The organism is Bacillus cereus group sp. BfR-BA-01350, assembly GCF_022663775.1.
Classification (GTDB): domain Bacteria; phylum Bacillota; class Bacilli; order Bacillales; family Bacillaceae_G; genus Bacillus_A; species Bacillus_A paranthracis.
Genome location: NZ_JAKUGD010000002.1, coordinates 244,002 through 269,907, shown reverse-complemented (window position 1 = coordinate 269,907; position 25,906 = coordinate 244,002). Strand labels below are relative to the sequence as shown.

Sequence of the window (25,906 nt, the reverse complement as noted above, 5' to 3'; positions counted from 1 at the left end):
CTTATTTCACTTTCTTTTTTGCAGCTCTTTCTCTCGCTTTTTTTATATACGACTCTGCGTCGGATGTTTTGCATGACGTTGCTCCGTGATCAACCTGTACCTTTCCAATTTTACGTGCAATTTCAATCGCTGTTTGCTCTAAGTCTTCATTACGAATTCCTATCGCGATTAATGCACGATTCATCGCTTCTTTTTTTCTATTTTTTTCATTATGTATATTTACTTTGATTTCTTCTAGATAAGGAGAGAAGAAATCATCTTGTAACGTTTTATTTTTAATCGCTATATTTGCTAATAAAGACCAGCCTGCTCTTCCAATCCATTCATCATCGGAGTTTGTCCATTCTTCCATCCTTTCTATCGCGATTGGTGACGTACAAATAGCTGTCATCAAAACGTCCATTAAACAATAATAATCAACTTCCTGTACCCATTTATTTAACAGTTCTGTCGTAACTTTCTTTGGATCTAAAATCATTGTTGCTAAAGTCATTGCATCCATATTTTTTGTTGCCCATAATGAAATTGCTAAATCATGATCTTTTTTTATCTTCTTTTTTAACAATTTTAAATTAGCAAAACTAACTCCGAATAGTGGCTCTTTCGCTCCGTGGTTTTTATACGTTTTACGATTTTGTTCTGTTCCATATTCCTCTAGTTGCTGTATTACTTCTTCAAGTAACATATACCCACCTCTTTATTTTTTATGTTGACTTCATATATGTATGTACGATATATTCTACATTACTTTTCGATTTTCCTATATTTACTTTTTAAATTCGGTATGTGAAATTTTAAAGACACGTTTTCATACAACAGGCACCCTCTTCGCTAGCATATTATGTATACCCCCTACTAACTCACTCATTGAATTTACTATATATGAACAAATCACATGCATTTTCATTCAATTTTTGTTTCATTTTAGTAAACCTGCAAAATATTGAAATCTTGCATACTTTTGGACAAACTTTTTTGCACTTGTAAAAAAGTTTTTTTGCAATTACCTCCCTATAATTGCTAATATAGTAGAGTAGAACTTTTATAGAGAGAAGGAAAATTATGCACAATGGAATTCGAATGACAACTTTAGTGAAAAGGGCTATTTTGATTTGCGCGGGGGTATTATTTACATACGAAGCGGCTTTAGGATCAACACATACTGCTCTAGCAAGTACAGAGGATGAAGCAAAATCTGTTCAACTTGTAAGTGAAATTCAATCGTCTCTTGCACCGAAAGAAGCTCCAAAACAATACAATGGGCAAGTTAGAAAAGTAGCTTATTTAACATTTGATGATGGTCCTGGAAAATACACAGCTGAGCTTTTAGATATGTTAAAGAAAGAAAATGCAAAAGCAACATTCTTCCTTATTGGTTCAAATGTAAAAGCTTTTCCTGATCTTGTAAAGCGTGAAGATGCTGAAGGCCACTACGTTGGGATGCACAGTATGACTCATAACTACAAGAAACTTTACACAGAAGGTCATTACGTAGATGAGATGAAAGAAGATCAAGGATTAATCGCTGGCGTTCTAGGTAAATCACCAGTATTAACTCGTCCTTCTTACGGCTCAATGCCAGGATTAAACGAAGCGCTTCGCAACAAAGTTGTTGAGAATGGGCTAAAAGTTTGGGATTGGACAATTGATTCATTAGACTGGAGATATAACAAAATGCCGGTTGACGCTGCATCAGCTAAAATTGTAGAAAACGTTATTAATGGTGCAAACAAGCCAACAGAAGTTATCCTTATGCACGACATTCATCCACAGTCCGTAAAAGCAGTACCTGGTATTATTAAAGGGCTGAAAGAAAAAGGATATGAATTAGAAGCCTATAGTGAGAACGAACACTTCCCATTAAACTTCTGGCACGATAATCGTATGTAATAAAAAGACTTGATTTCCTTTAACTAGGAATCAAGTCTTTTTATCGTTTTTGGAATTACTCCTCGTATATTCGACTCAATCCCCCTCTCTCCTTCGTAAAAAAAATACGACGTTTTCGTGCTAAGGAAGATAGATCTATTCATGAAATCAGAAGTAAAAACTTGGATAGTAGAAGAGAAAACCGTATTAAAAAGATGAATCGAAAAGCAAAAGAGATTGCAAAAGCGATTGATACGAAATTAAAACAGATTTATCAAAATACAGTAAGAAATTATAGATTGAATATACAAAGTCAATCCTATTTTTTATATTATCAACACTTTAGCACATATTACTCTTAAGGAGTGATATGTATATGGATTTCCTTTCAGCTGAATATTTGTCAGCCTTACTTGCCATTATTGTAATTGATTTAGTGTTAGCAGGTGATAATGCCATTGTAATTGGGTTAGCAGCAAGACGATTACCGAAAGATCAACAAAAGAAAGTTATTATATGGGGAACTATCGGGGCAATCGCGATTAGAGCCCTCGCTACTTTAGTTGTCGTTTGGTTGTTAAAAATACCAGGGCTACTTCTAATTGGTGGTGTACTCCTTATATGGATCGCTTACAAATTAATTGCTGAAGGCAAAGATCACGATATTAAGGCAGAAGAAGGTTTCTGGTCTGCTATTAAAACCATTATCATTGCTGATGCATTGATGGGAATTGATAACGTTCTCGCTGTTGCTGGAGCTGCGCATGGCAACTTTTCTTTAGTAATCATCGGGCTATTAGTTTCAATTCCAGTAGTAGTTTGGGGCAGTACATTAATTTTAAAATGGGTTGACCGTTATCCCATCATCATTACGATTGGAGCAGCTGTTTTAGCTTATACCGCTGCGAAAATGATTGTAGACGAGAAATGGTTCGCTGCATTTTTCGAAAGTAATCCTTTCATAAAATGGGCATTTATCATTATCATCATTGCCGGTGTAGTTTTCTTCGGAAAGGCAAAACAGAAAGCAACAGATGGTTCTATCTCATGATGATGTTTTATTTACAAACAAAAGGCACTATTCCTATGAATAGTGCCTTTTGTTATTTATTTAGCTTCCCCTTCCGGAGTCGTCTTTACTTTCGTTTTGTTTTTATCACGATTGTTATAGTTATACTTCGAACGATCTATCGGTGTAAATCCTTCCGGTGTATAGAATCGTAATAAGTCACCATTTACGACTTGGTCAGAGTATTTTAACGAGTTTTGAACCATTTGTTCATTTTGTTTTATTTCATCTGTAAATTCTACTGGTTTTCCAGTCGTTGTATCATAGTATTTGCCGTTTAATGCAGTAACTGTTGGGCTTACGAAGTTGCCGTTACGGAACGCAACAACTTGTTTATGATCTGGTGATAATAAATCTGAACCAAATTGAACATAATTTTTTGTATCTGTTCCTAGTAAGTGTAAAAGAGTTGGAAGAACATCAATTTCACCACCATATTGATGTTGTACGCCACCTTTCACACCTGGTACACGAACGATAAATGGTACACGTTGTAACTGTGCATTTTCAAATGAGTTAATTTCTTTACCCATTACTTTTGACATTGCTGCATTATGATTATCTGAAATACCATAATGATCACCGTACATAACGATAATAGAATTATCGTATAAACCAGATTGTTTCAAGTAATCGATGAAACCTTTTACAGATTCGTCTAAATAACGTGCTGTTTGGAAATACGTATCTACAGACGAGTCCCCTGTGTTTGCTGGTTCAATTGTCGCTTCCTCTTTATCAATCGGATACGGGAAGTGATTCGATAACGTAATAAACTTCGTATAGAACGGTTGTTTCAATGTTTCTAATAACGGAATGGATTCATTAAAGAATGGTTTATCTTTTAATCCATAGTTTACTACATCTTTTTCGTTCATATCATAGTATGAAGCATCAAAGAATTTATTAAAACCAAATGATTTATAAATATCGTCACGGTTCCAAAATGTTTTATAGTTACCATGGAATACAGCTGATGTGTATCCTTGTTGTCCTAAAATTGCTGGTGCTGATTGATACGTATTATGAGATTTCGTTGTAAATACAGACCCTTGTGGTAAACCAAACATAGAATTCTCTAACATAAACTCCGCATCAGACGTTTTCCCTTGTCCTGTTTGATGGAAGAAGTTATCAAAATAAAGCGTATTCGCATCTTTTGTAAATGAGTTTAAGAACGGCGTAACTTCTTGACCGTTTAATTTATAATCAATTAAGAAGTTTTGGAATGACTCTAAATGAATATAAATTACGTTCATTCCCTTACCTTTACCGAAATACTCAGGATTCGGACTAGCATAAGTTGATGTTAAATAATTTCTTACTTCTGTCATATTATCTCCATCAGCTAACGCTCTTTCCGTTGATGCTTTCGCACTTTGAATTCCATCATAAATTGTGTAGTTATACGCCCCTAAATATTTCACAATATAATTTCGGTCAAACGTTCTTGTTAATAATTCAGGACGGTCAGATTCTGCAAGTCCTAAGTTAACACTGAATAATAAAATACCTGCTACAAATACTAGTGATACTTTATGCTTCGCAACACGAATTGGTTTTGGATTTGCAAATTTCGTTGCAACTAACACAATTAAAATAATTGTATCTAAGAAGTATAGCGGATCATAAAGATGTAGCAACGCAACAATACTACCACCTAAATCTCCAAAGTTATTCGTTTGTGTCAACGTCGGGAACGTAATAAAGTCACTGAAAAAGCGATAGTATACGACGTTTGCATATAAAAGAATCGACAATAACAAGTTGATAACAATTAACCAAATATAAGATCGTTTCCCTTTTGCAAATAATGCAAGTCCTAAAAATAGAACTGCTGAACTAAGCGGGTTGAAAAACAGCAAGAATTTTTGGATTGTATTTGAAATACCTAAATTAAATTCTGTTACATAAGCCGCATATGTTTTGAGCCAAAATAAAATAACGGCAAACAGAAAGAATCCAAAATGATTGCTTAGCACGCTTTTGCTCTTTAATAAGAATTGTTTCATTTCTCCACCTCTTTTGATCATCCAAGGCTTATTTTTTTATAAGTCTGTCTCTCTATTCAATTTTTTATCTTCAAATAGATTCTATTTATTTAACTATATGAAGAATAATAGTAATTATAATTTGAAGCTAGTATTTATTCAACTATTTCTTTCTATACATTTTGACCTTGGTTTCTATTTAACAAAATAAATTTGTAACATTTTCTGTTTTCTCCCAAGATTCATCCACTAATTATGACATCACATACTATATACCTTTATTCCCTACTTCGCAAATAAATATGTCTCCAGTTCTGGAACATTAATGTAATATAATTAAATTCACAATAGATAACATTTATTTTTTAATGTATATTATATTTCTTCAGTTATTTATGCTTCAGCCATTCTTCTATGTACAACATTCAAATCTCTTTCCTTCAATAAAATTATTTTTGAATAATTATTCACAATCCATAAAATACAATTTATAAAAAAAACTCGCTCCCAAAACGAGAGCGAGGGTTTTCATCATTTATTATTGACCTTTGTACATTGCATCTACTTGTTTTTGAAGTTCTTCATTTTCTAAGAACTCATCGTAAGTAGCCTCTTTATCGATTACACCGTTTGGCGTTACTTCGATAATGCGGTTTGCAATTGTTTGTACGAACTGATGGTCATGTGATGTGAATAAAATTGTACCTTTAAATGCAATTAAACCATTGTTTAATGCAGTGATAGACTCAAGGTCTAAGTGGTTCGTTGGGTCGTCAAGTGTAATAACGTTTGCACCACTTAACATCATTTTAGATAACATACAACGAACTTTTTCGCCTCCAGATAGTACTGAAACGTTCTTCTTAACTTCTTCGCCTGAGAATAACATACGGCCTAAGAAACCACGTAAGAAGCTTTCTGACTCATCTTGTGGAGAGAATTGACGTAACCATTCAACTAAGTTGTAGTCACTGTTCTCAAAGTATTTAGAGTTATCTCTTGGGAAGTACGATTGAGATGTTGTAACGCCCCATTTAAATGAACCACTATCTGGCTCCATTTCACCCATAAGGATTTTAAATAATGTCGTCATCGCAATATCGTTACGACCGATAAATGCAACTTTATCACCTTTATTTAAAGTGAAGTACACATTATCTAACACTTTTTCACCATCAATTGTTTTAGAAAGACCTTCAACAGTTAATAAGTCATTTCCTACTTCACGTTCTGGTGTGAAGCCAACGAATGGGTAACGACGAGATGATGGCTTAATATCATCTAATGTAATTTTATCTAATAATTTTTTACGAGAAGTTGCTTGTTTCGCTTTAGATGCGTTTGAGCTAAAGCGCGCAATGAAGTTCTGTAACTCTTTTACTTTCTCTTCTTTTTTCTTATTAGCATCTTGTGTTAATTTTAAAGCTAATTGGCTTGACTCATACCAGAAGTCATAGTTACCAACATAAAGTTGAATTTTACCGAAATCAAGATCAGCCATGTGCGTACATACTTTATTTAAGAAGTGACGGTCATGGGATACAACGATAACTGTATTTTCAAAGTTCATTAAGAAGTTTTCTAACCATTGAATCGCTTTTAAGTCCAAGTGGTTGGTAGGCTCATCTAGTAATAGAATATCAGGTTGACCGAATAAAGCTTGAGCAAGTAATACTTTTACTTTCTCTGCCCCAGTTAATTCTGACATTTTCTTATCATGAAGGTCTTCACCAATACCTAAACCTTTAAGAAGAATTGCAGCTTCTGACTCAGCTTCCCAACCGTTAAGCTCAGCGAACTCACCTTCAAGTTCAGCAGCACGCATACCATCTTCATCACTAAAATCTTCTTTCATATAAATGGCATTTTTCTCTTGCATTACTTTGTAAAGACGAGTATGACCCATAATTACAGTTTCTAATACTGGGAACTCTTCGTATTCGAAGTGGTTCTGTTTTAATACTGCAAGACGCTCACCTGGCGTAATATGTATGTCACCTGTTGATGGTTCGATTTCTCCAGATAAAATCTTTAGAAATGTTGATTTACCAGCACCGTTTGCTCCGATTAAACCGTAGCAGTTACCTGGCGTGAATTTTATGTTAACATCTTCAAACAATTTGCGATCCGCGAAACGCAAACTAACGTTACTTACTGTAATCATTTGTGTCCTCCTACTAATACCGCTTATTTCAGCGTTTTCTCACCGATTGTCTTAAAAAATCGCATATTACGACTCAATTATTTTAGACTATAGCTATTATATAGTAGAAGCTGGATGAATAGCAACGGTTGATTGCTATTCCTTTCTTTCCAAACTCGAATAAAACCTTTGTTTTTAATTATATTAAAGTTACATACACGTTTTAAAGAGGATTCATTTTGAAAAAACATTTATAATTGGAGCATTATGTTTATCAATTGAAATAATACAATAATTTGTATGCATTTCGTATTATAAATAGCAAACTAAAACGCTCAGAAAATCTTCTGAGCGTTTTCATTTCCTTCTCCAACTAAAGCACCAGGTAGTGTAAAAAGCTATTTCACCATTTGTATTGTTAATTTATCTTTTAACATTGATCTATATGAGTCAATTTCATATTTTGTATTATTGATTTTTTCTTTTTTCATTTTTAACATATCGAATATTTCTAACTCTAAATCCCTTCTAGCCTCAAGAACTTTTATCGCTCCTTCTACACCTAAATGGTTATGTTCTTTCCCATAGCCTTGGTTCGTGTAATAGTCGACAATTCCTTTGGACCATTCTGGATTTCTTTCTTTTAATGCCTTCCTAAATGAAAATTCAAGATCATCTTGTTCTACATAGAATAACATTGGATTTAAATTCTCTATGATTTTTGCAACTTTCATTACATAATTTATTATTTTTTCTTTTTGTTCACCGTATTTAATCATCCCAATTGTTAATGGATTTTGTATGAAACAACATTCAAAAATATAAACCTTATTATCTTCTAGAGCAATTTCAGCAAAGTCCTGCCATTTGTCAGTAATTAATTCAACATTTTTTTCAAATGGTAATTCATATATATCGTTTCTTGAAATATTGTTACATAATTCGTCCGAAAACTGGTCACCAAACTCATTTTTTATCTTTCTGTATGGTAATAAATAATTGCTTCCTTTTTTTAAAACTCTTTTAAGAAGAACTTCTTTAAAATCTCCACTGTTAGATACTAATCTATCGAATTCAAATTTATTAAAACAAGATACACCATCATAGTCAGCGGGGTGGTTCAAATTCCCCTCTAAAAATAGTTCAACTTCAATTTTATTTTGGTTTAGAATTTCATTTATTAGCTTTGCAGTGGTCGATTTTCCGAATCCAGGTAAACCTTCTACTATTATTAGTTTTGTATTCATAGCTATAAATCCCTTCCCTCAAAGTATTTAACCAAGATTAAAAAAATTACTTACTCCACTGCAATCACTCCTTCAAAATACGATATTCAACATTTCCTTTAAAAAATCCTTCTTAAATTAGCCTGATCGTTAACTTAAGAACATTTTTTCACAATCTCTATCATTATTTTAACATAAATTTTCCATTTACCTTTTAAAAAAGATAGTCCACCATTATTTGAGTGAACTATCTAAAGTAAATTATATCTTTTAAATCAAATACTTTGTCAGGAATCCCCAATCGTTGCGCTGGTGTTTTTACTGGTTTCTTTTTCTCTTCCCTTGCAATTTAACTATATATAAGTGCTTAAACACTATAATAACAGTAAAAAAAAGATGCAAAATCATATGTGACTTTGCATCCCTAATTTGTGTGTTATTTTATATTTTCTATCCTATAACGGAACCAGTTACTTTTAAAAGTGGATTCTTTTATTTCCTTTCACTTAATTTCTTTGCATAATTCTTCATTTTACTCGTTAATCCTATTAAAGCAGGTAACAATATTGGCATCACAATAATAGCTAATAGTAACAGTGCAACACCAACAACCGATGCTACTTGTATAAGCGTTAATACACCTGAAGGGATCAATGCAGCAAATGTACCACCTAAAATTAGTGCTGCTGATAATATGACTCCTCCAATATGACGAGAAGCAGTTACAATTTTCGTCGCTGGGTCCCCTTCTAACTCATTGTATCTCATCATTACAAAAATACTATAATCCACTCCTAAAGCGACTATCATTATGAAACTAAAGAACGGAACATTCCAGCTTAATGAATCTACATGTAAAACATGCGTACTAATTTGTTCACTTATCCCTAATGATGCAAAGTACGCTAATAGTAACGATCCAATAATAAAGATGGTGTTTAATAATGAACGTGTAATGACGATTAGTACGATCGCAATTCCAATTAACATAATTGTAGCTGTACGTAAGAAATCTTGACCTGTTACTTCTTTTAGATCAACGTTTCTAGCTGTTGTACCTCCGATTGCTTTTTTCGCTGATTTTAATTCTGTACCATTTAACGTACCGTCTATCGTTTTATTAATTTCTTCAATAACTGGCATCGCTTCTTTTGAATACGGATTTACGTCTAAAATGATTGTCATTTTAGCAGTCTTTCTATCATGTGACATGTACGTATTCAAAGCTTTTTGGAAATCTTCTCCCTCCAAAACTTCTTTTGGAATATAAAATTTCTCAGAGCTTTTTGATTCATTTAGTTCTCCTAAATATTTCTGAGCATCCCCTAGGCCGTTACTTACCTTTTCAAGGCCTTCTGTACTTTTAGATAGTCCTGATTGTAATTGTCCCATCTGTTCTTGCAAGTCTTTCAGTCCGGTTAATAGCTGACCTTGCCCATCGTTTATTTTCGTTAATCCGGTTTGTAACTCAGATGACTTGTTTGCAATTTGTTTTGAACCTGTTGCTCCTTCATTTAATCCATTTTTAAGATCAGCTGCTCCTTTTTGTAACTTAGTAACTCCATTGCTCATTTCTTTTAAGCCGTTATCCACTTTCAATAACGATTGATTCGCTTCTTTAAATGATCCCATCGCCGCATTGTGCTGCGCTTTCAATTTATTTAATTCATTTGACAGCCCACCTAATTGCTTTTGAGCCTCTTTAGCAATTCCTATCGTCTGCAGAATGTTAGGATCATTTGCTAATTCTGGTTTCGTTTGAATGAAATTGGTCATTAACATTTCAATTTGTTCATAACCTTTCTTCGCACCGTCAATCGCTTGAGAAATACTTCCGAAGTATTGATCGTAAGAACTTAAACCTTTTTCTAACTGCGTATAGCCAGCATGAAGTTGTGAAGTTGCATGAGATAATACACTTATATTTTCATTTACTGAAGTTAACCCACTCTCAATTTGCTGCGCACCTTTTGCTCCGTCATTTATGCCATTTGATAGTTGATTTAAAGCTGTTCCTAATGCCGATACACCATTTTTCGCTTCATTTGTTCCATCAATTAACTTTTGAACGTTTGCAAGACTATTTGAGTCCTTATTACCCATCTTATCTTTCGCAGTAGTTAATCCATCATTAATTTCCTTTATACCACCATTGGCATCTCCTAAACCTGTATTTAGTTCACCCGCTTGTTTATTTATATATAGTTCTTTAATCCTATCACCAGTTGGACGTGTCGGTGAATATACTTCTGAAACACCTTTCACTTTCAAAATCTTATCAGTTAGTTCATCTAAAGTTTGAAGCGAACTCGCCTCATCTAACTTGTTATTCGATTGAATGACTAACGTACTTGGTGAAGAAAAACCAGGTGGAAAATGTTCTTCTATTACGTTAATCCCCATTTTCGACTCATATTTATTGTCTACTTCAAATAAATCGTTGTAATTAAGTGTATTAGAATACTTTAATATGAAAGGAATCGATATCACGAATACAATAATTAAAGCTACAAATGGTCTCACTACTGAGTTTTTCGCAAAGAATCCCCATAGACGACTGTCTTCATGACCTTTAAATGTTTTAACGGGATAAAACATCCCTTTTCCTAAAAGCACCATGAAAAACGGATTTAACGTAGTTAATACTAGTAATAAAACTGCGACACCAATTGCTACCGCTGAAGTAGATTGATATAATTTAAAACTCGCTAAAGCAAGAGATGCAAAACCAATTAGTACTGCTATCCCGCTATATAAAACGGTTTTCCCTGCCGATTTAAATGTTTCTTTCGTAGCCAAAAATGCGTTTTCTTGTTTACTTAATTCTTCTTTAAATCTCGTAAATAATAAAATGTTATAGTCCGTTCCTACCCCAAACAGGACAACAACGACAAACACTTGTGTAAAGTTAGAAAACGGAAAATTAAATTGATCTACAAGATGAGCAATAATCCCCATTGAAACTAAATATGATACCCCAACAGTAAGAAGAGAAACAATTGGAACAATCGGTGAACGAAATACAATGATTAATATAACTAGAATGAAAATAATTGAAATAACTTCAGTCTTTTTCACTCCCTCTTGAGAAGATATAAGAAAATCACCCGCGATTAAGTCACTTCCTGTTAAGTACGTTTTTACCCCTTTCGTTTTCACTTTATTATGAAGAGTATTTGAAACTTTCGATATTTCACCATGTTTTTTATCTATCGATATTTGCGTTAAAATAGTCGTATTATCTTTAGAAACTAATTGTTTCTCTAATTCTTTATTATCTAAATGTGAAACAACTTCTTTAATTCCTAATTGTTCTTTTTCATTTTGCAAAGCATTGATTGTTTTTGTTATTTCCTCTTTTTGTTCAGTCGTTAAAGCTGTTTTACTACCACTATTAAAAACTGCTATAATCTCATACTTTTCTGTCCCGTCTTTATTCATTTCTTTTATCATTTTGTCAGCAATACTACTTTGTTCTGTATCAGGAATCGTAATGTGCCCTTTTTCTTTCACTAATTTATCCATATTAGGCATCGTAACGATCATTGTAATGGTAATAACTATCCACAATAGAAAAGATAAACTTCTCCAATTTCTCAGCTTGCTCATTTGCATCATCTCCCGCGATTAAAATTTTATGTTAGTTACGGAATGAATATTCATTCCTATCATTTTATTACATTATTTTGTAAACTCTATTAAACTAGTCTTTCCGGAATGAATATTCATTCCTTTAGTTGCACAAATACCCTCTCCTACTCTCATTTTTTAATTCTATTTAGGAATGAATATTCATTCCTTCCCTTATAAAGCTATAGAATCAAATGATTCTAATAGCGTTCCAAGAGCTTTCTTCCAATTCTTTTACTAACTCTTTCGAGTATTCTAATTGCCCTGTTGCAATTACTTTCGTTAATTTTTCTAACGGTTGATATACAATAATAATTAAAGCAACTGGAGGCAATGGACGAAGAAAACCTTTTGCGATTCCATCTTCAATAATATTCATAAAGAAGCCTATAAAATCGTCAAATATTTTCTTACTTTGTTCATCAAGAAAATAACTATCACAGTGAGAATTTGTAAATAAAAAAGCATCCACATTGTTTCTCGCAAATTCAAATAAACGGTTATACGTATGACTAAACTGTTCACGAATATTTGCTTCAACAGGAAAATCCGTTTTTATCATTTCAGAAAGCTGTAACATACTTTTTGAAAATAATGAGTTAACAAGCGCCTCTTTATTTTCAAAATAGCGATAAATAGTACCCGCACCGACATTTGCTTTTTCAGCGATCATTGGAATTGTCGTACCATCGTAACCACGTTCTGCAAAAAGTTGCATCGCAGCATCAAAAATGTCTTCTTGTTTATTTTTAGCCATTTTTTCACCTCTATTTTCAGGAATGAAAATTCATTCCGTTTTTAATTATAAATTACAGGGAATAAAAGTCAAGTGTGTGACTACGTATAGTTGTAATTTTATTCCCTTATTTGTGAATAAAATTATATCAGCGATTTTCAGGATATATCAACTTACCGACAAAAACCGACGCCCAAAGAGAAAGCTGTCCCAAAATTTGATTTTGGACAGCCCTATTTTTTAAAAGAAATCATAAATAAATGCATCTCGTACCGGAACTATTTTCTCAAACGCTCGTATTTCCTCTTCGCTTCCGCTAATTAATTCTAATTCATTTAGTTCTAATGGGCGTTTGTATCCAAGCAATATTGTAGATAGTGCATTTATATCTAGCTTAATCCCTTTATCCATCGGTTCTTCTATAATTGTTATTTCATAATTTGCAAGTCTCACTGATACATTATTCCACGGTGCAAATGAATCTGTAATATGTAAGATTACTTCTTGCTGTACGTTGTTCCAGTTCAACTCATATTGTTTTAAGAACTGCTCTACATCTACAATTCTTCCCATAAAATATGGTTTTATTTCTGTTTTCACACGTGGTTCTTGCAATGTATATAGCAACTGTTCGTTTTCACTTACTGTCATTTCAAGTTCTTTAATCATAGAATCATGTTGGCAAATAAAGTTCCATAGACCATTTCGTGCTTCATTATGCAGTGGTACGAATTCTTCTACAGTCATTTTAGATTTTTCTATTTTATATAACATGTAACCTGCTGCAGTTTTATTTTCATCGTAGTAAATTGCTAATGTTAAATCATCATAAACTGCTTGTAACCACCATTTTTCATTTCGAACTAGCATACCAGAAAAACGTTCTGCAAATGTTTCATAAAGCTTCTCGACTTCTTCTGAGTGATTTTCTTTATTGAAACGTTTCACAGTACCAATCACTTGTTTTTTCATAACTAAATCACTCTTTGTCATATGACATACAAGAAGATTCGCACAAAGTTCCCAGCCATATTTACGGTAAAATGCAACAGCAAATGGATGTAACATCGATACTGTATATCCGTCTTTTTTCATCGTTTGAAGTGAATGTTGAAGTAATTCTTTCACATATCCGCTTCTTCTGTATTCTGGATACGTTGCTACCCCTGCAACGCCACCCATTTTAAATTTTTCTTTTCCTATGTATATATGAAACGGAATAAGGTGTAGTTTTGCAGCTAAGTCATTACCTTCCATAATTCCGTATACTTCATGACTTTCCTTCATTCTTGTAAGTTGCTGCTGCATTCGTTCTTCTTCAACTTTATATTGAAAAGCGTATTCTGATAAACGCAATGCTTCTCTGAATTTATCTTCTTTTAATCGTATGACGTTCATAAATTTTCCCCCTTCTTTATTTGAATTGTACCATAATTTAAAATATTACAGTGCGGTGAATGAAATTATATAGACTTAACGACACAAATTCAATATAAAAAAGCAGATACATCCTGTATCTGCTTCTCATCCATTTATTTAGTTAACCTTTGAAGTTCTTCGAAGAATGTAGGGTATGATACGCCTACTGCTTCTGCGTCTTCAATTATTGTTTTTCCTTCTGCGATACATCCAGCAATCGCAAGCATCATTCCGATGCGGTGATCACCGTAACTATTAACTGTATTACCTTTTAGAGCTGATTTTCCGTAAATGATCATTCCGTCATCGGTTGCTTCTATACGAGCTCCTAGTTTCGTTAACTCTGCAACAACTGTATCAATACGGTTTGTCTCTTTTACTTTTAATTCGTGTGCATCTTTAATAACTGTAATTCCTTCTGCTTGCGTTGCCGCTAATGCAATTACAGGAATTTCATCGATTAATCTTGGGATAATATCTCCGCCGATTTCGATTCCTTTTAATGAAGATGTTTCAATTGTAATGTTTGCAGCTGGTTCTGATGCACCTTCGTTAATTGGCTCTACAGTAAATGTAGCACCCATCTTCTCTAAAACATCAATAATACCTGTACGAGTTGGATTCATCCCTACATTTTCTAATACTAGTTTACTATTTGGAATAATCGCGCCCGCTACTAAGAAAAATGCAGCTGATGATACGTCACCGGGCACTTGAACATCTGTCGCTATTAACTTTTGTCCACCTGCTAGTTTCACTGTTTTCCCTTCGCGAGTTACTTTGACGCCAAATGCTTCAAGCATTCTTTCCGTATGATCGCGAGAAATATGTGGTTCTGTAACAGCTGTTACACCTTCTGCACGAAGTCCTGCAAGTAAAATAGCTGATTTCACTTGTGCGCTTGCTACCGGGGAAGTGTATTCAATTGCTTTTAAATCTCCACCACGTATTGTTAGCGGTGTAAACGTTCCTTCTTCGCGGCCATCAATGTTTGCACCCATTTGTTTTAATGGATTTGTTACACGTTTCATCGGTCTTTTTGCAATAGACGCATCACCTTGTACGCAAGAGAAAAATGGTGTATTTGCCAAAATTCCTGACATTAAACGTATAGTTGTACCAGAATTACCAACATCTAATACAGCTTTCGGTTCTTGTAAACCTTCTAATCCTTTACCAACTACAGTGACTTCATCACCGTTTTGCACAATGTCTACTCCCATTTCTTTAAAACAAGAAATCGTACTTAAACAGTCTGCACCAGGCAGGAAACCTTTAATTGTTGTTTTTCCTTCTGCAATTGCACCGAACATGACAGCGCGGTGAGAAATCGATTTATCTCCTGGAATTGTAATGTTGCCATTTAATCCGTTATTAACAGGTTGTATTGTTCTTTCCTTCACGTTTTCACCTTCTCATTTAAATTGTTTCATAAGTTTGGTATTTTTCTTCTCCAAGCGCTAGCTTTGCTTTCATACGATCTTCTTCTCGTTGGAAGCTAATACGTAATACCCCAAGCAATCCTTCACGCGCTTCTAATATTTGCAAGTTCGTAATACTAATTTCTTCGCGCGCTAAAATACTTGTAATGTGAGCCAATGCCCCTACTTTATCTAAAACATCGACGTATAAGTCGTGATAGGCAGGAATCGCCCCTCTCTTTCTTACCGGTAAAGAGTCACGGTATTCTTTCGCATCCGCAAAATAGTTTTGAATCTCACCTGCATCTCCGCTAGAAACTGTATCATATAAATCTTCCATTTCAGAGATCCACTCTTTTAATAATACCATTAAATGCTCACGATTTTGCTTAACAATATCACTCCACATTTTCGGACTACTAGATGCGATGCGTGTAATGTCTTTAAACCCTCCGGCAGCTAGTTGATGAATGAGTGGATTATCTCCTGCATGTTTCTCCACTTGCTTTACTAATCCAGCGGCAATAAGATGCGGAAAATGACTTACAATCCCTGTTACATAATCATGTTCTTCTGTATTTAAAACAAGGAAATGTGACCCTGTTCCTTTTAACCAATCTTTTAACTCTTCCACAGGTTCATTTGGCACATGATTCATTGGCGTTAAAATATAAAATGCATTTTCAAATAAATGCGCTTTTGCACTTTCAACTCCCGTTTTATGAGAACCTGCCATCGGATGTCCACCAATGAAAGAAATTTCCTTTGAAAATAAAGCTTCCGCTTCATTCATAATTGTTCCTTTTGTGCTACCAACATCGGTTACAATAACATCTTTTCGTAAACGAAATGACGCTAATTTGTGTAATAACTTCTTCGTTTCTTCAACTGGTGAAGCAAAAACAATTAAATGTGCCTCTTCACATGCATGTTGTAAATTTACTGCTATTTCATCTACTACGTGTAATTCTTTTGCGCGCTCTACTTGTTCTTGAAATATATCATAACCTGTTATCGTTACATCGTGCTCTTTCTTAATTGCTAATGCGAGAGAGCCTCCGATTAAACCAGTTCCAATTAATACTACCTTCTTACGCATTTGCCTCATCTCGAGACTTTCTTTTTTTATTTTCAAAGTGTTGTTGTAACACTGAAATCACTCCTTCATTTTGCTCCCTTGTTCCGACTGTAATACGGACGCCATTTGGGAACGGACGAATAATAAATCCTGCATGTGCACAAGCTTCATAAATCTCTCCAGCATTCTCAACTGGCAAGAAGATGAAATTTGTTTGCGATGGATAAAATGGAATATCATGTTCCTTACAAAAGCTCTCGTATTGTTGTAATCCCTCTGTATTTACACGAACTATTTCCTCAATAAACTCCTCATCACCAAAAGCAATCGTCGCTGCTTTTTGCGCTAATGAAGATACGTTAAATGGCAAACGTACGACATTTAATTTCTCGATTAACTCTTCCTGTCCAATTGCATATCCTACGCGGAAAGAAGCTAATCCGTACGCTTTAGAAAACGTTCTAAGTACAAGAATGTTTTTATGTTTTTGTAAAAGCGGTAATGTCTCTGGGAAATCTTTTGCTGTTACGTATTCATAGTACGCTTCATCAATGACAATTAACGTATTTTCACTAATCCCTTCAATGAATTGAGTCAATTTTCGGTCATTCACATATGTGCCTGTCGGATTATTCGGATTACAAATCCATACGATTTTCGTATTATTATTTACCGCTGACGAAATTTCGTCTAAATCGTATACACCGTTATTTAGTGGAACTTCTTTCACTTCACAGCCTTCAATAATTGCATGATGACGGTACTGCGGGAATGTTGCACCTGCCGTTACGATATTATCTCCTGCTTTAAGTACTGCACGGCTTATGATTTGAATAACTTCATCTAAACCACTACCGCAAAGTACTTGTTCCATTTGCACATGTAACTTATTTGCAATTGTTTGACGGAGTGTTGTAGCACCTCCGTCAGGATATAAAGCATGATCCAACCACGATTTTTGCAACTCATCTAAAACTCGTGGCGAACAGCCGAATGGATTTTCATTCGATGCTAATTTAACAAACGAATGATCTCCGTACACTTCTTTCATTTGTTCAGGTGATTTACCTGGTTTATATGGTTGTAATGATGATAGTTGATCTTTTACTTGCATGTTAAAACCACCTTTTTATTAAAATTCTTTTGCGTATTTATTATGTTGCGTAATGTTTTGCTGAATTAACTCCATACGATCTTTTCCGAATTGTTCGACTAGTGCATGTGCAAGTTCCCATGCTACAACAGATTCAGCTACTACCCCTGCAGCTGGTACTGCACAGCTATCAGATCTTTCAATACTCGCTTGGAATGCTTCTTTCGTATCAATATCAACACTTGCTAACGGTTTGTATAATGTAGGTATTGGTTTCATTACACCTCTTACGACAATTGGCATTCCCGTTGTCATACCGCCTTCTAAACCGCCGGCATTATTCGTTTTTCTCGTGTATCCTTGTTCTTCATCCCATAAAATTTCATCGTGCACTTTACTTCCTGGCTGTCTTGCTGCTTCAAAACCAATGCCAATTTCAGCACCTTTAAATGCATTAATACTCATAATCGCACCAGCAAGTTTTGCATCTAATTTACGATCGTAATGAACGTAACTACCAACGCCAATCGGCATTCCTTCTGCAATGACTTCAACTATACCACCGATTGAATCTCCGCTACTTTTTGCGTTATCAATCGCATCCATCATCTCTTGTTCTACTGTTTTATCTAAACATCGAACTGGTGAATTTTCAGTAATTGTTTGAATTTCTTCAATTGACAAGTTTGAAATATGTTTTGCTTTTACTCCACCAATTTCAAGTACATGCCCTGCTATTTCCACGCCTAATTCTTTTAAAATTTGTTTCGCAACTGCACCAGCAGCTACACGAACTGTCGTTTCTCTTGCAGATGAGCGCTCTAGTACGTTTCTTATATCACGGTGACCGTATTTAATTGCCCCGTTTAAATCCGCATGTCCTGGACGTGGTTTCGTAATTGTACGTTTCATTTCTTTACTTTCTTTTTCCGAAATTGGCTCTGCACCCATTACTTTCGTCCAATGTTTGAAATCATCATTTTTTACGATTAACGTAATGGGTGAGCCAAGTGTCATCCCATGACGAACACCACTTACAATTTCAACTGTATCTGTTTCAATTTGCATACGTCTTCCGCGTCCGTGCCCTTTTTGTCTTCTTAATAATTCTTTATTAATATGTTCCGCCTCCAGCGTTAAACCTGCTGGTACACCTTCTAAAATAACTGTTAACTGCGGTCCATGTGATTCTCCAGCTGTAATGTATCTCATTTCTCTTGCCCCTTTACTATTTTTTTGTACAAAAAAGTCCCTACTGAGCGCTCAGTAGGGACGATATTGATCGCGGTACCACCCTAGTTGTAGACTAAATACCTGTCTACCTCTCTTCTTCTTTAACGATCATTTGACCGTCTTTCCCTCCAAAAGTTGGCGGAAAAGATGCTCCAAGGCTGTAATTCATGCTTATCTTTGTACTGATTCACACCGACCATCAGCTCTCTTTAACAGTGAGATAAGCACTACTGTTTCCTCTTCAGCGCATATATAATATGGAATTAAGATAATTTATTTTTGAAACCTTTTAACTCTTCCATGAATCTATGGAATTCCGGAATATCCATTTGTTGTGCAGAATCTGATAATGCAACTGCTGGGTCTGGATGTACTTCAGCCATTACTGCATCTGCACCAATTGCAAGAGCCGCTTTCGCTGTTGGTAATAATAAATCTCTACGTCCAGTTGAATGCGTTACGTCAACAACAACTGGTAAATGTGTTTCTTTCTTTAAGATCGGTACTGCTGAAATGTCTAATGTGTTACGTGTTGCTCTTTCGTATGTGCGGATACCGCGCTCACAAAGAATAATTTGGTCGTTACCTTGTGCAATGATGTATTCCGCTGCGTTAATGAACTCATCAATTGTTGCTGCTAATCCACGTTTTAATAATACCGGCTTGTTAACTTTACCTACAGCTCGTAGTAAATCGAAGTTTTGCATGTTACGTGCACCAACTTGAATTACATCAACGTAGTCTAATGCCATTTCAACATCGTTTGGATTTAAAATTTCACTAATGATCGCTAAGTCGAACTCATCTGCTACTTGGCGTAAAATTTGTAATCCTTCTACTCCTAAACCTTGGAAATCGTATGGAGATGTTCTCGGTTTGAAAGCACCACCGCGCATTAATTTTAAGCCTTGGTCCTTCATCGCTTGCCCTACTTGGCGAACTTGCTCTAAGCTTTCGACCGCACAAGGTCCCATAATGAACGTTTGTGTGCCGTTACCAATCAATTCACCTTTTACATCAACGATTGTGTTTTCTTGTTTCTTTTTACGTGATACTAGTAATGCTTTACGGTTATCATCTTCTTGTAATTCTAAGCTAGCTTTGAAGATTGTTTTGAAAATATGTTGAACCGTTGACGTTTCGAATGGTCCTTCGTTATTCTCTGCGATCATATCAAGTACTTCACGCTCACGTACTGGATCAAAACGTTTCGTACCTTGTACTTGCTTTTGCTCCCCAATTTTTTGAACGATTTCACCACGTTTGTTTAAAAGGTGTAATAGTTGTAAGTTAATTTCATCTACCTGTTTACGTAATTGATCTAATTCATGATTTGCCATTTGGAAATCCTCCTCTAATGTTTTAAAAGTATAGTAAGAGAATGAAAAATTCTCTATTTTCTGAACTGGTCAATTATACAAATTTAAAGTGGAATCGATACCTCTTCTTATTTTAAACTAATAATTCGTACAAAGACACTATCTACTAGTTAAAAAACCACTTTTTTTGTACAAAAAATCCCTACTGATGCAATCAGTAGGGACGATATTTATCGCGGTACCACCCTAGTTGTAGACTTCTTTCGTCTACCTCTCTTCATTGTTAACGATCATCTGACCGTCTTTCCCTTCATAAAGATAAATACTATCTTTACTACGAAAAAGATGCTCTAGGACTGTAATTCGCTCTTGTTTTTGTACTGGTTCACACCGACCACCAGCTCTCTGTTACAGGGAAACAACAACTACTGCTTTTCCTTTCAACGCATGCATATTTAATTTTCAAGTTGGGCCACTAAAATACAAAAAGTCCCTACTGAATAAATCAGTAGGGACGATATTTATCGCGGTACCACCCTAGTTGTAGACTAAATTTCTGTCTACCTCTCTTCACTGTTAACGATCAATTGACCGCTTTTTCTTCATAAAGACAATACTATCTTTACTACGAAAAAGATGCTCCAAGACTGTAATTCATGATTATCCCTGTACTGGTTCACACCAACCACCAGCTCTCTGTTACAGTAAGACTAACCACTACTGTGATCTCTTCATTGCACTTTGTTTATTCAAATGTTTTTTGAAATTGAATAAGTATGATTCGTATTATAGAACGCTTTTCAAAACACTGTCAACAACTTTTTATATATTTTTTAAAATTACATTTTTGCCCTACATTTCTTCTTGTAAATTCTCCAGAACAATTCCGATGCGAATTATCTCATTATCTATTGCATTTATTACACATTTTTCTACTCTATACCCGATTAATAATTCTTTTATTTGAATGATTTCAGTTTCAAGTAAATTAGCTTCCTGAAGCGTTTGCAGTAAAGTGAAAAATACGTTTGCATACAACTCTTTATACATCTTTATACTCTCAGTCTTTTCAAGTATTTCATGAAATAACTGTTTTAACTCCGTTTGATTCCCTTTTCCACCCACGTCCGAAAATGTTTTACAAATGATAGATAATCCTCTTTCTACTATTTCATCCATAAATAAAATAATACGTAAAAGCATTACATATTCTCTAGCTGTGATTCCCCCCATTTTCGGTCGCTCTCGCAAAAATATACTGAGCCAAGCTGCCCAAAATTTTTGTTGTTCTTTTGCACTTAACGTTTTGACATAATAGCATAAGAACTGCATAAATTTAATTTTATTTTCTTCATTTTCTCGTATAAGTAAAGGGTATAACCAATCTGTTTTTTGCTCCCAATACAGTACACATTTAATAAATACAAAACTGAGCCATTTTAAGAAAGCTTCCCTCGTATGCGGATGTAATACTTTCAAATGTTCTACCGCATACTTAATAAATCGCTTCATTTCTGTAAATAAAGGTAAGTTGATTTGTGTGTAACATAGGCCAGCCCATGCATATTTCGTAATCTCATTTTCCTTCTTTAACTCTAAGTACGGTAACAAATATTTTCGGCACCATTGCTTCTCAATATGATAAAGAAATGTAATATCTGCTACTAAACGAGCTATCATAAAATTTGTTCGTTCTGTACTAATTCTTACTTGTTCTTCAAACAAAAATAAATATTCATACACATTACGATCGTATAAATGATCATATGATAACAGTTTTAATAATACTGCTGTCATTTTCCCAACAGGATGCTGAATCGATTCATTGTAAAAATCTTGTTTTGCCAGCTTAAAATCCGTGTCACTTTTCATGACTTGAGGGAATACCGAAAAAGCAAACCGCTTTACATTGCGTATACTATTTTCCTCTAACTCTTCTAATCGATTACTAATTTCATATAGAAAGCTACTAATTAACCAATGAAAAGCTGTATTTCTAACGAATTTCTGTAATAGAGGAATAACTTTTTGTATTTGTTCATTTGTCAGTCCTCGGTTATTTCGCCACTCCCTAATACAAACAAACCATACTTCATTACTTATTTCGTGCATTCCAACTAATTGATATGCAAATGAAATACTCCATTCTGTATTCAATTTACATGCTTTCGATAACATCTCTAAAAAATGACGTTGTTCAAAAACACCATCTTGAGAAAATTGCTGAACTTGCTTCATAATTTCATCGTCTTTTAGTTGCAATAATCCATCAGCTGTCACATTACAAGTAATACTTTGTTCTGCCGCCTCTTTCTTTTGTACACTGTATCGCTCAGAATGAAAATGAGGATGTTTTTGCTTCATTAACTCGTAACCTTTTGCTGTAGATGGACTATTCGAATCACAAGTGAATAATAAATCCAACACGAAACAAACATCAAATGCTCTTTCCTCCGCAAGGTCCTTTAATACAATTTGAATGACTTCTTCCTTTGTTTTTTCTAAAGAGAGTGCGAAATGATTTTTTATAAGTTGAAAAACTTCTTGTTTATACGTGACGTCTAAAAGAATTCCTTCCTGTAACAACCATTTCATTTTCTCATCGGCGCTAACAAATATATTTTTATTCATCGCATCAATTGCAATTCGGTTTTGAAGTATGCTGTTTGCTTCTATCATTTCTGTAATATAATAATTTGCTTTTTTCTCATTGTTTTCACATAGATAGGCTAAACATTCTTTTACAATTTGAATTAAAAATGCAAGATCATTTTGCTGAAACTCTTTTTCCACATTTTCCTTATCCCTTTTTTTCAGTGCTGTTTGCCTTAGTGATAACATCCGCAACTTCTCTATTCCCATCATCATAATTGGAACGGCGTAATAAGAAATATGCGGTCTCATCTTTTCATTCCAAATTTGCTCCACATAAGAAAATATAGACACGGGTAAACGACTCGATTCCTCAAGTTCTATTGATTCCCCGGTATCATTTCCCCACTTTCTTTCACGCTTCAACTTAAGTTTTCCGTCCAAAATAAACGTTAATAACAATAAAGCGATTTCTTTATGCTCAGGAAAAGAACATTTTTGCAATAAGTAAGAAATTGTTTCAATCGATTTACTATCTTTTTCAGCTGTTTCTAATAAAAGCAGTGTCCATCTTGCAAACAACAACGGGTCCATTTTCATTTTCGTTTCGTTTAAGTAGCTACAAATTGTTCTCCATAATAACGGAGATAGTTTAGAGTGATTTTTAAAAATCAATTGAAATAATTCTTTTTGATGACTAAAAAGAAATTGTTCCACTAACCATTTTGCAAGTAATTCATCTACCTCGTTATAGTTTGATGTAATTAAAAATAAATTTTGTAATTTCCCTTCCGCTTCAAGCCATTCCACCCATTCATAATCGTGAGCAAATTCAACGAAGTAGCGGACTGTTTCAATTTTTTTTATGGATTGTTTTATGTATGATAATTGTTCCTGCTCTACTGACGGTGGAACTGTTACTATGTCACGAATTCGCATTCGTTTTGTAATATAATTATCCCCCATTAACTCCGCCCATCGTTTTACTGCTTTAACGAGAGATTGATGATTATTACCTTTATTCGGATATACAATCGGCCGTATTCCTAAATGCTCCCAGTGGTACGTATTTTCCCCTTGTGCGACAAATGCATAACGTCTTGTACTTGGTGGTAAACCAGTTGCTAAATATTTCATTACTGGATCATTATGGCTATATCCAACGAACAAAACGGTATAATTCGAGAATAAATCAACTAAAAATCTTCTCGCCCATCCTTCCGTCAAGTAAGCCCTTCCAAAATCACCATCTGTTAAAATTAATGCTTCTTTCTCTTGTTCTATATTGCCATGTATGTAAGCGAGTCCTTTAAACGCTCTACCTGTAGGTAACGCAGGTGCGTAATATACGTTTAATTCTCTATTCATTTCTTTCATCGCAGTTGTAAAATGTCGATCAAAATTTGTTGTTACAATGCGGACTTCTGTATCTAAAGGAAACAACCTCGGAATCGCATAATGAAGCGGATTCGGCTTTGACTTTTCAATATGAACTAAATCTCTTGCAACTTGATGTACATCTTTTGTTTTCGCAATTTTACCAAGATAATAATCATGCGGTTCTGTAATTTCACGTTTTTCGACATATAACGTTTTTGCAATTTCATCAACTAAATCATCAAAATTCGGTAAGTTTGATTTCCCTTTCATAGAAACTCCCGCTCCAACAAATAGCACTAACTTTCCTTTTTCAAGATGATCAATTAACTCGTCTGGGATTTCTACTTCTGAAGTAATCCACACCGAGGATTCCCCCTTACCTAAAAATGTCATATACTCTCATTTTACTATAACATTTTTCCTTTGTTTTTTTAATATTTAGACAAATAATTGGCATGAAAAAGTTTTATGTAAATATATCCGTTACAATGTATGAACTCCTATATTTATTGCAAAACTATGGATAAAACGGAGGTGTAAATTTTGAATGATTTCACAGTAGTGCTTATCAAGTTTATATCGTGCATTATCGCATTTAGTATCGGACTCGCTTTATTTTTCCCAGCAACGTTCGTCCAAATTATTTCGTTCAGTCTCTTCGTTACAATCGTATCTTATATGTTCGTTGATAAAATTATTTTAAATCGAATTGGCAATACTGGTGCCATTATGTCGGATTTCTTACTAACATATTTAAGCGTATGGATTTTCGGTAATATTTTATTGGACAACTATATGCAAATTGCATGGGGAAGCATCCTTTCCGCGATTGTCTTTACATTATCAGAAGTAATCGTTCATCGCTTCTCTAGCTCCCGCACAAGGCACCACAACGATAATATTCATATTAATCGACGTTTCGCATATGGTACGGAGTTTGCGGAAGAACAGAATATATTGGATAAAGATAAGAAGAAATAATATTTTGATACAGGAGCGCCCTTTTTAATTATGTGGAGCTCCTTTTTTTGTGTTTTTATTATGGTACGTGAAATTATATCGACGATTTTTCAAATATATTAACGATTATTGCAATATATCGACGTTTCGACAAAGGATATCGACTTACCGACATTATTTGACACGATTTCCTCTAATAAAAAACTGCCTCTTATTTAGAGACAGTTTCTTTCAAATCTTTTAACGTAACAACATTAGCAAACGCTCCAAACACTACGTTATGATGCTTCACAATGTCTTCAGCACGTAACACCTCTGTATCAAACGTACTATGTGCATCGCTCACTAACGTTACTTTATACCCTTCACTAAACGCTCTGCGCATTGTCGTATCCACACAGTACTCCGTTTGCATTCCTGAAAGAATAACGTGTTCAATCCCTTTTTCTTGTAACACTTCGTTTAAGTTTGTCTTATAAAATGAATCTGGCGCCGTTTTTTCAACGATACTGTCTCCCTCTAGTGGAGCAATTGCTGCATGGATTTTCCACCCATCTGTACCTTTTTCTAACGGATGGTCTTTCGGTCCATTGTGTTGCACATAAATTACCGGAATATCATTTGAACGGCATTTCTCAATAAGCTCTTGTAATGTCTCTAAAAACTTTTCCCCATTATGTACTGGCATTCCTGCTGTATACATACCTGCTTGCACATCGATTACTATTAATGCTTTTTTCATTTCGT

The 25,906-nt window shown here is 34.5% G+C and carries 17 protein-coding genes, 1 pseudogene and 3 other annotated features; of the genes and pseudogenes, 4 read left to right on the top strand and 14 right to left on the bottom strand.

Annotation, left to right across the window (positions count from 1 at the left end):
- Position 1: 1 nt before the first annotated feature.
- Complete coding sequence (locus MR147_RS05415) at positions 2-685, bottom strand: DNA alkylation repair protein (RefSeq protein ID WP_242303754.1); 684 nt, start codon at positions 683-685, stop codon at positions 2-4.
- A 377-nt stretch (positions 686-1,062) separates the two neighbouring features.
- On the opposite strand from MR147_RS05415, the gene MR147_RS05410 reads away from it, so the two are divergent.
- The 3 genes and pseudogenes from MR147_RS05410 to MR147_RS05400 all read left to right on the top strand — a co-directional run bounded on the left by MR147_RS05410 (position 1,063) and on the right by MR147_RS05400 (position 2,920).
- Positions 1,063-1,890, top strand: coding sequence for a peptidoglycan-N-acetylglucosamine deacetylase (locus MR147_RS05410; protein WP_000551424.1), 828 nt, complete (start codon positions 1,063-1,065; stop codon positions 1,888-1,890).
- Positions 1,891-1,973: 83 nt separating this feature from the next.
- Positions 1,974-2,133 (top strand): annotated as a pseudogene (locus tag MR147_RS27335) (DUF3841 domain-containing protein); the annotation flags it as partial.
- 112 nt (positions 2,134-2,245) lie between these two features.
- Positions 2,246-2,920, top strand: a complete 675-nt coding sequence (locus MR147_RS05400) for a TerC family protein (RefSeq protein WP_000346935.1) — start codon at positions 2,246-2,248, stop codon at positions 2,918-2,920.
- 56 nt (positions 2,921-2,976) lie between these two features.
- Here the strand turns inward: MR147_RS05400 and ltaS are convergent, their stop codons facing one another.
- The 12 genes from ltaS to MR147_RS05340 all read right to left on the bottom strand — a co-directional run bounded on the left by ltaS (position 2,977) and on the right by MR147_RS05340 (position 24,592).
- On the bottom strand, positions 2,977-4,950 hold the full coding sequence (gene ltaS, locus MR147_RS05395) for a lipoteichoic acid synthase (protein ID WP_000808752.1): 1,974 nt from the start codon (positions 4,948-4,950) through the stop codon (positions 2,977-2,979).
- A gap of 517 nt (positions 4,951-5,467) precedes the next feature.
- Positions 5,468-7,093, bottom strand: coding sequence for an ABC-F family ATP-binding cassette domain-containing protein (locus tag MR147_RS05390; protein ID WP_000633868.1), 1,626 nt, complete (start codon positions 7,091-7,093; stop codon positions 5,468-5,470).
- A 377-nt stretch (positions 7,094-7,470) separates the two neighbouring features.
- A complete protein-coding gene (locus MR147_RS05385; RefSeq protein ID WP_242303753.1) occupies positions 7,471-8,319 on the bottom strand; it encodes a P-loop NTPase family protein in 849 nt (282 codons plus the stop codon).
- A gap of 471 nt (positions 8,320-8,790) precedes the next feature.
- Positions 8,791-11,907: an MMPL family transporter gene (locus MR147_RS05380; RefSeq protein WP_139302845.1), complete on the bottom strand. Its 3,117-nt coding sequence runs from the start codon at positions 11,905-11,907 to the stop codon at positions 8,791-8,793.
- Positions 11,908-12,118: 211 nt separating this feature from the next.
- A complete protein-coding gene (locus tag MR147_RS05375; protein ID WP_001107307.1) occupies positions 12,119-12,685 on the bottom strand; it encodes a TetR/AcrR family transcriptional regulator in 567 nt (188 codons plus the stop codon).
- 219 nt (positions 12,686-12,904) lie between these two features.
- The gene (locus tag MR147_RS05370) at positions 12,905-14,062 is read right to left on the bottom strand and encodes a GNAT family N-acetyltransferase (protein ID WP_074609150.1); all 1,158 of its coding nucleotides are present in this window, start codon (positions 14,060-14,062) and stop codon (positions 12,905-12,907) included.
- A gap of 134 nt (positions 14,063-14,196) precedes the next feature.
- Positions 14,197-15,486, bottom strand: a complete 1,290-nt coding sequence (gene aroA, locus MR147_RS05365) for a 3-phosphoshikimate 1-carboxyvinyltransferase (protein WP_074609151.1) — start codon at positions 15,484-15,486, stop codon at positions 14,197-14,199.
- 16 nt (positions 15,487-15,502) lie between these two features.
- The gene (gene tyrA, locus MR147_RS05360; RefSeq protein ID WP_074609153.1) at positions 15,503-16,603 is read right to left on the bottom strand and encodes a prephenate dehydrogenase; all 1,101 of its coding nucleotides are present in this window, start codon (positions 16,601-16,603) and stop codon (positions 15,503-15,505) included.
- Positions 16,596-17,696: a histidinol-phosphate transaminase gene (hisC, locus tag MR147_RS05355; protein ID WP_074609155.1), complete on the bottom strand. Its 1,101-nt coding sequence runs from the start codon at positions 17,694-17,696 to the stop codon at positions 16,596-16,598. Before hisC ends, tyrA begins: the two co-directional genes overlap by 8 nt.
- Before the next feature lie 18 nt (positions 17,697-17,714).
- A complete protein-coding gene (gene aroC / locus MR147_RS05350; protein ID WP_242303752.1) occupies positions 17,715-18,887 on the bottom strand; it encodes a chorismate synthase in 1,173 nt (390 codons plus the stop codon).
- Positions 18,888-18,940: 53 nt separating this feature from the next.
- Positions 18,941-19,162 (bottom strand) — a binding site (T-box leader).
- Positions 19,163-19,171: 9 nt separating this feature from the next.
- Complete coding sequence (locus MR147_RS05345; protein ID WP_001273582.1) at positions 19,172-20,248, bottom strand: bifunctional 3-deoxy-7-phosphoheptulonate synthase/chorismate mutase; 1,077 nt, start codon at positions 20,246-20,248, stop codon at positions 19,172-19,174.
- Between the two features lie 195 nt (positions 20,249-20,443).
- Positions 20,444-20,680: a binding site (T-box leader), on the bottom strand.
- A gap of 54 nt (positions 20,681-20,734) precedes the next feature.
- Positions 20,735-20,971, bottom strand: a binding site (T-box leader).
- A 108-nt stretch (positions 20,972-21,079) separates the two neighbouring features.
- A complete protein-coding gene (locus tag MR147_RS05340) occupies positions 21,080-24,592 on the bottom strand; it encodes a DUF4020 domain-containing protein (protein WP_074609159.1) in 3,513 nt (1,170 codons plus the stop codon).
- Positions 24,593-24,742: 150 nt separating this feature from the next.
- Here MR147_RS05340 and MR147_RS05335 point away from each other — a divergent pair, with 150 nt between their 5' ends.
- Positions 24,743-25,180, top strand: coding sequence for a YndM family protein (locus MR147_RS05335; RefSeq protein WP_000997708.1), 438 nt, complete (start codon positions 24,743-24,745; stop codon positions 25,178-25,180).
- A gap of 190 nt (positions 25,181-25,370) precedes the next feature.
- Here MR147_RS05335 and MR147_RS05330 read toward each other — a convergent pair whose 3' ends face one another.
- Entirely contained in the window at positions 25,371-25,901 is a 531-nt protein-coding gene (locus MR147_RS05330; protein ID WP_074609161.1) for a cysteine hydrolase family protein, read from the bottom strand.
- Between the last annotated feature and the right edge of the window lie 5 nt (positions 25,902-25,906).